Annotated in this window: 6 protein-coding genes; 3 read left to right on the top strand and 3 right to left on the bottom strand. The window is 70.2% G+C overall.

Annotated elements, in window-relative coordinates; genetic code table 11:
• Positions 1 to 202: 202 nt before the first annotated feature.
• Both AB0C20_RS34040 and AB0C20_RS34035 read right to left on the bottom strand, forming a co-directional pair.
• Positions 203 to 1,498, bottom strand: coding sequence for an MFS transporter (locus AB0C20_RS34040; protein ID WP_357569544.1), 1,296 nt, complete (start codon positions 1,496 to 1,498; stop codon positions 203 to 205).
• Between the two features lie 74 nt (positions 1,499 to 1,572).
• The gene (locus AB0C20_RS34035) at positions 1,573 to 2,853 is read right to left on the bottom strand and encodes an MFS transporter (protein ID WP_357569543.1); all 1,281 of its coding nucleotides are present in this window, start codon (positions 2,851 to 2,853) and stop codon (positions 1,573 to 1,575) included.
• Positions 2,854 to 3,005: 152 nt separating this feature from the next.
• Between AB0C20_RS34035 and AB0C20_RS34030 the strand changes: the two genes are divergently transcribed.
• A complete protein-coding gene (locus tag AB0C20_RS34030; RefSeq protein WP_091403562.1) occupies positions 3,006 to 3,773 on the top strand; it encodes a phosphoglyceromutase in 768 nt (255 codons plus the stop codon).
• Between the two features lie 64 nt (positions 3,774 to 3,837).
• On the opposite strand, the gene phoU is transcribed toward AB0C20_RS34030, so the two are convergent.
• Positions 3,838 to 4,491: a phosphate signaling complex protein PhoU gene (gene phoU, locus AB0C20_RS34025; RefSeq protein WP_091403559.1), complete on the bottom strand. Its 654-nt coding sequence runs from the start codon at positions 4,489 to 4,491 to the stop codon at positions 3,838 to 3,840.
• Positions 4,492 to 4,695: 204 nt separating this feature from the next.
• Here phoU and AB0C20_RS34020 point away from each other — a divergent pair, with 204 nt between their 5' ends.
• Together AB0C20_RS34020 and AB0C20_RS34015 are read left to right on the top strand one after the other, a co-directional pair.
• Positions 4,696 to 5,979 (top strand): ATP-binding protein, encoded by a 1,284-nt coding sequence (locus AB0C20_RS34020; protein ID WP_357183896.1) that lies wholly within the window; start codon positions 4,696 to 4,698, stop codon positions 5,977 to 5,979.
• Between the two features lie 24 nt (positions 5,980 to 6,003).
• Entirely contained in the window at positions 6,004 to 6,687 is a 684-nt protein-coding gene (locus AB0C20_RS34015) for a response regulator transcription factor (protein WP_030329696.1), read from the top strand.
• Positions 6,688 to 6,988: the final 301 nt, after the last annotated feature.

Raw genomic sequence — 6,988 nt, 5'->3', positions numbered from 1 at the left:
GGGAGCGGCGGATCGATCAGATCCGCGCACCAGACGAGGCGCGAGGGGACGGGTGGAATAACCGTTGGGGGACGGTTCCCACCTGTTTGGACCGGCGGCGTGAGCGGGCGATGCTTACGGGGGTGAGTGTTGCCCGCCGCCGCCGGCCCCGCCGGCGAGCGCCCACCACGACCTCAGGGTCGTGGTGGGCGCTTTGCGTCGGTTATCCGGTCGGTACGCGGTCCACGGGGGTCGTCGGCTTCGCTTCGACGACCCGGCGCAGCGCGGCGACGTGCCGCTCCCGGGATGGTCCGGCGAGCAGGTGCCCGAGCGCGGCCAGCAGACCCAGCCCGCCCACGATCAGCCAGTGCCGGTCGCCGAGGTGCTGGAGGCTTACCCCGCCGAGGGTGGGCGCGACGAACGCCGCCGCGGGGAACGTCAGGTAGAAGACCGACTGGTAGCGCGCTCGGAGCTGCGGTGGCGCCAGGTCCGCGTTGATCTGCGCGTTGGGCGGGGCGGCGAGCATCGAGCCGACCGTCCAGATCACCGCGGCACCCAGGTAGATGGCCAGTTCGTCGGCGATGGCTAGCGCCCCGAAACCGAGCGCGAGCAGCGCCGTGGAGGCGGCCAGCACGACGTCCTTGCGGTGCTTGTCGATCAGCCGGGGTACGAACAACTGCCCGACCACGATCAGCGCGCCGCCGAGCGCCACCACCAGCCCGTACGCCGACGGGCCCAGGCCGTCCGCGCGCATGGCCAGCGGCATGATGGTCGACGTCTGCATGGTGAGTACGGCCAGCACGAAGGTGAGCCCGACGAAGACCAGGAAGGTGCGGTCGGTGAGCGCGGTGTGCAGTCCCGGCCGGCGGGCCCGGACGGACTTCGGTGCCGCGCCTGTGGCGGGCGGGGGGTCGGCCGCCGGTCGGGCCAACCGCAGGGTTTCGGGCACTTTCCAGGCGATCACGGCTGCGGCGGTCAGTGTGGCGCCCGCGTCTACCAGGAACAGTGCGGTGAAGCTCGCCTCGGCCAGGACCCCGGCGAGCAGCGAGGCGACCGCCATGCCCAGGTTGAACGCCCAGAACTGAAGGTTGAACGCGCGCGAGCGGCGCTCGGCGGGCACCACGTCGACGATCGCCGCCACGAACGCCGGGCTGGGCATCGAGTGGACCACGCCGATCAGCGCGGAGAGCACAGCGATCAGCAGCAGGGGTCGGGTGAAGGCGAGCGCCACCATCAGGCCGACAGTGGCCAGGTGTGCGGCGAGCAGGGTCGCCCGGCGTCCCCACCGGTCGGCGAGCACCCCGCCGAGCAGCACTCCGGCCGCCCCGCCGGCCCCGTACGCGCCGACCACAGTGCCGGCCAGCCCTTCGCTCGCGCCGCGTACGTCGGTGAGGTAGAGCGAGAGGAACAGCATGGCGAACGCGCCGGCCCGGTTGATCAGCAGGCCGGCCCAGAGGTACCAGAAGGTGGCGGGTAGTCCGCCTGCGGTGTCGTGCCACCAGCGCCGCAGGGCGTGCACCCGACCTCCCGACAGTTCAGGTTGTTAACTGTTTCCACTGCACAGTAGGAACTCCGGCACCGCCGCGCCACTCATTACGCCTCGGCGGGCTGTGGGGCACGGGAGGTGGTCGTCGGTGCCAGTGCCTCGCCGGAGCGGCGCAGCGCTGTCGCACGCCGTTCCCGGGCCGGCCCCGACACCAGGTGGGCCACAGCGGTCAGGAGGCCGAGCGCGGCACAGCCGTACCAGAGGGTGTCGTTGCCGGCGTGCTCGCGCACCAGGCCACCGAGGATCGGCGCGCTGGCCCCGGCGATCTGCCACGAGAGGGAGAACACGCCCTGGTACCGACCGCGCAGTTCGGCCGGGGACAACTCGGCGATCAGCGTGGAGTTGGAGGGCGAGTTCAGCATCTCGCCGACCGTCCAGATCAGCACTGTCAGCCCGTAGAACCAGGGGGTGCCGGCGAACGCGGTCAGTCCGAACCCCACGCCCATCACCACGGACGCCAGCGCGAGCACGTGTGAGCGGCTCCGACCCCGGATCAGCCGGGGCACGAAGAGTTGGCCGACCACGATGAGGATGCCGTTGAGCGCGATCACCGAGCCGTAGGTGGCGGGGCTCAGACCGTCGTCGCCCATCGCGATCGGCAGCATCGAGATGTGCTGGAGGAACACCAGCGCGGCGAACAGGTTGAGTGCCACGAAGCCGAGGTAGACCCGGTCGGTGAGGATCGTGCGCAGGGCGCCGCGCGGAGCCGCCGCTGCCGTGACGGCGGTGGCGGGGCCGGCCTGTCGGGTCTCCGGCACCTTGCTGAAGATGATCAGGGCGGTGATCAGCATGGTGGCCGCGTCGACCACGAACAGCAGCAGGTAGTCGGCCTGGGCGGCGAGTCCGGCGAGGACGGCGGCGCAGGCGAAACCGAGGTTGATCGCCCAGTAGTTGAGCGAGAAGGCGCGCAGCCGGTCCTTCGCCGGCACCACGTCGATCATCATCGCCCCGAACGCGGGCCGTGCCGCCTCGGCGAACATTCCGAGCAGCAGCGCGCCCAGCGCCACCGCCCAGAGATCCCGGGCCAGCCCGAGCCCGAGCATCATGGCCGCCGCGCCCACGTGGGCGGTCAGCAGCGTCGGCCGGCGGCCCCACCGGTCGGCGAGGGTGCCGCCGGCGGTGGTGCCGAACGCCCCGCCGACACCCCAGAGGCCGATCACCAGACCGGCCTGCGAGGCCGAGAAGCCGCGTTCCTGGGTCAGGTAGATGGCGAGGAAGACCAGGACGAACGAGCCGAGTCGGTTGATCAGGGTGCCCGACCACAGGTACCAGAAGGTGGTCGGTAGGCCGCCGGTGGTGTCCCGGAACCAACTCCGCATCGTCCGCATATGGCGCCCCGCTTGCAAGTAATGACCGATGAGACTGGCGTGCCTTACAACCCTAATGGCGGCCGGATCCGCTGGTCATCAGCTTTTTCACGTGGTGGTCGTCACGACGGCTGCCCGCGTGTCCGTCGGGCGGTTGAGGCAGGATGATCCGCATGACTGCGAGCGAAGGGCCCACCGTCGGGACGCTGGTCCTGCTGCGACACGGTGAGAGCGACTGGAATGCCAAGAACCTCTTCACCGGCTGGGTGGACGTCGACCTGACCGAGAAGGGCGAGGGCGAGGCGCGGCGCGGCGGCGAGTTGATGCGCGAGCACAGCCTGCTGCCCGACGTCGTGCACACCAGCGTGATGCGCCGTGCGATCCGCACCGCCGAGCTGGCGCTCAACGCCGCCGACCGGCACTGGATCGCCGTGCGCCGGTCGTGGCGGCTCAACGAACGCCACTACGGCGCCCTGCAGGGCAAGAACAAGAAGCAGACCCTCGACGAGTACGGCGAGGAGCAGTTCATGCTCTGGCGCCGGTCGTACGACACGCCACCGCCTCCCATCGACGACAACGACGAGTGGTCGCAGGTGGGTGACCCGCGCTATGCGCTGCTGCCGACCGAGCTGATGCCGCGCACCGAGTGCCTCAAGGACGTCGTCGACCGGATGCTGCCCTACTGGTACGACTCGATCGTGCCGGACATCCTGGCCGGCCGGACGGTGCTGGTGGCCGCGCACGGCAACTCGCTGCGCGCCCTCGTCAAGCACCTCGACCAGATCTCCGACGAGGCGATCGCCAAGCTGAACATCCCGACGGGCATCCCGCTGCGCTACGACCTCGACCCGCAGCTGCGTCCGCTCACCCTGGGCGGCACCTACCTCGACCCGACCGCTGCGAAGGCAGCCGCCGCGGCGGTGGCCAACCAGGGGCGCTGAGCCACCAGAAAGGGGCCTCTCGTCATCGCGGACAGCGATGGCGAGGGGCCCCTTTTCGTGCCGGTCAGTTACTGCTGGGCGCGCTCTCCCCGGTGATCAGGTAGATCACGTGCTCGCCGGCGTTGACCGCGTGGTCGGCGAAGCGCTCGTAGAAGCGGCCCAGCAGGGTGGCGTCGATCGCCGTCTCCACCCCGTACGGCCAGTCGTCACCGAGCAGCACGGCGAACAGGTTCTTGTGCAGCTCGTCCATGGCGTCGTCGTCGCGGTCCAGCTCGCCGGCGAGGTCGGCGTCGGGCTTCGCCAGCACCGAACCGATCTTCACGGCCATCCGGTCGGCGATCTCGGACATCTCGGTGAAGACCGTCCGCAGCTCGGCCGGGACGGCGGGGGAGGGGTGCCGGCGCAGCGCTGTCTTCGCCACGTGCTCGGCGAGGTCGCCCATCCGCTCCAGATCAGCGGCCACGTGCAGCGCGGTGATCATCGCCCGGAGGTCGGAGGCGACCGGCGCCTGTCGGGCGAGCAGGTCACAGACCCGCTCCTCGACGTGCCGGTAGAGGTCGTCGATCTCGGCGTCCCGCTCGATGACCGTCTCGGCGGCCTGCCGGTCGGCGGTGAGCAGGGCCCGGGTGGCCTGGCGCATGGCGGCGCGGACGCCCTCCGCCATGTCCACCAGCAGTTGGCTGACGATCTGGAGGTCGGCCCGGAACTCGTCGCGCATCATCACGTCCTGTGGTCGGTCGCCGCCGACGGGTGCCGGCGCAGGGGGTTGAGCAGGTGCGACGCCAACGGTAGGGCGCGCGGACGGATCCCGGATGAACCAGGGTGAACGACGCCAGACGTGGGGGTGAACACTTCCGTAAGTGAGGGTAGTTCGTCCCGTTCTGTGTGGTAGCCAGGTTAACAATGACCCTACGATCGCCGGGTGGAGTGGGCGGTGGCGGTCGTGGTGGCCCTGGCGTTGGTGGCCGGGATGGCCGCCGGTCTGCTGCTGCCCCGGTTCCTGCCGAGGCGGGACGGTCACTCCACGTCGACGGGGAGCGTCAGCTTCCGCTGGAGCAGGGGGAGGCCCGCGATAGCCGACGAGCAGCAGGCCGGGCTCGGCCGCCGGACGATCGACTCACTCCGGGCCGGTGTCGTGGTTCTGGACAACGACGACGTCCCCGTGCTGATCAACCCGGCCGCCCGCGCGATGGGGCTGCTGCGTACCGGCAGCACTCCCGGCTCAATCGCCGCGCACCCGCTGATCCGTACCCTTGCCGGCCAGGTGCGACGCACCGGCGTACGACGCGAGATCGAGCTGGACCTGCCCCGAGGTCGCGACAGTGCGGGGGAGAACCCGCTCGGCGTGCACCTGCGGGCGATGGGTCTCGGCAACGGCTTCATCGCCGTCGAGGCGGTCGACGTGACCGAGTCGCACCGGCTGACCCGGGTACGACGCGACTTCGTGGCCAACGTGAGCCACGAGCTGAAGACCCCGATCGGGGCCCTGCAACTGCTCGCCGAGGCGCTGCTTGACGCGACCGAGCCGGCCGACGCCGCAGCGCCCGACCTCTCCGAGGACCTGGTTGCCGCCCGCCGGTTCGCCGAACGGATCCAGCACGAGTCGACCCGGCTGGGTCGGCTGGTGCAGGAGTTGCTGGAGTTGACCCGGTTGCAGGGGGCAGAGCCGCAGCCGCCACCGGAGCCGGTCGCGCTGGACTGGGTGATCGCCGAGGTGGTCGACCGGACCCGCACCACTGCCTCCGCCCGGGGTGTCGCGGTGGCGGTGGACGGGGCGCGCGGTCTCACCGCCTACGGCAGCGACTCCCAACTCGCCACGGCGGTGGCGAACCTGGTGGAGAACGCCATCAACTACTCGGGCGAGGACACCACGGTGCGGGTGACCCTCCGCGGCGACGACGAGCACGTCGAGGTCGCCGTCGCTGACCAGGGCATCGGTATCGCCCCCACCGACGTGGACCGGATCTTCGAGCGGTTCTACCGGGCCGACCAGGCCCGCTCGCGTGCCACCGGCGGCACCGGGCTCGGCCTGGCGATCGTGAAACACATTGCGAGCAACCATGGCGGACGGGTCGAGGTGTCGAGCACTCTTGGTGGTGGATCGACGTTCACCCTCCGGCTGCCCGCCAGTCCACCGGACGACCTCCTGGCGACACTGCCGCCGGTTGGGATCGAGTCCGGTCCGACTGGGCTACGGCAGGTCTGACAGCAAATGGAAAGGAAATCCCCGTTGAGCCGCGTTCTGGTGGTCGAGGACGAGGAGTCGTTCTCCGACGCCTTGTCGTACATGCTCCGTAAGGAGGGCTTTGAGGTATCGGTCGCCGCGACCGGCACCGACGCCCTCACCGAGTTCGACCGGACCGGCGCCGACATCGTGCTGCTCGACCTGATGTTGCCCGAGATGTCCGGGACCGAGGTCTGCCGGCAGTTGCGGCAGCGCTCCGCCGTGCCGATCATCATGGTCACCGCCCGGGACAGCGAGATCGACAAGGTGGTCGGGCTGGAGATCGGCGCCGACGACTACGTCACGAAGCCGTACTCGCCGCGGGAACTGGTCGCCCGGATCCGGGCGGTGCTGCGCCGGCAGAGCCCGGAGGTGGCCGAGGCGGGTGCGCCGACGCTGGCCGCCGGGCCGGTGCGGATGGACATCGAGCGGCACGTGGTGACCGTCGACGGCGGGGCCGTGCAGCTGCCGCTGAAGGAATTCGAGCTGCTGGAGCTGCTCCTGCGCAACGCGGGCCGGGTGCTGACCCGCGGCCAGCTCATCGACCGGGTCTGGGGCGCCGACTACGTCGGTGACACCAAGACGCTGGACGTGCACGTCAAGCGGCTGCGCTCCAAGATCGAGCCGGAGCCGTCCGCGCCGCGCTTCATCGTGACGGTGCGGGGTCTGGGCTACAAGTTCGAGCCGTGATCGACGTACGCGAAGGGGGTCTGCGTGCGACGCAGGCCCCCTTTTGGGCTGTGCTGCGGTGCCTTTGGAGCTGATGTCGCGAACGAGTCAGACGCTGATGTCGTCAACGATTCAGCTCCAAAGGCGTTCCGACTCATGCCTGGGATGCGCGGCTGCTCAGGCGGCCGTCGGGGCGAGAAGTGCGGTGATCGGCACCCAGAGCTAGACCCAACGCCGTTCAGTTAAGTGGTTGGTGTGGTCGTCAAGGGTCGGGGATGACGATGTCGATACTGGTGGTGGCTTGGTAGCTGCGCCGGTCGAT

Source organism: Micromonospora sp. NPDC048843, assembly GCF_040649965.1.
Taxonomy (GTDB): domain Bacteria; phylum Actinomycetota; class Actinomycetes; order Mycobacteriales; family Micromonosporaceae; genus Micromonospora; species Micromonospora hortensis.
This window is presented reverse-complemented; position numbering and strand designations above follow the sequence as displayed.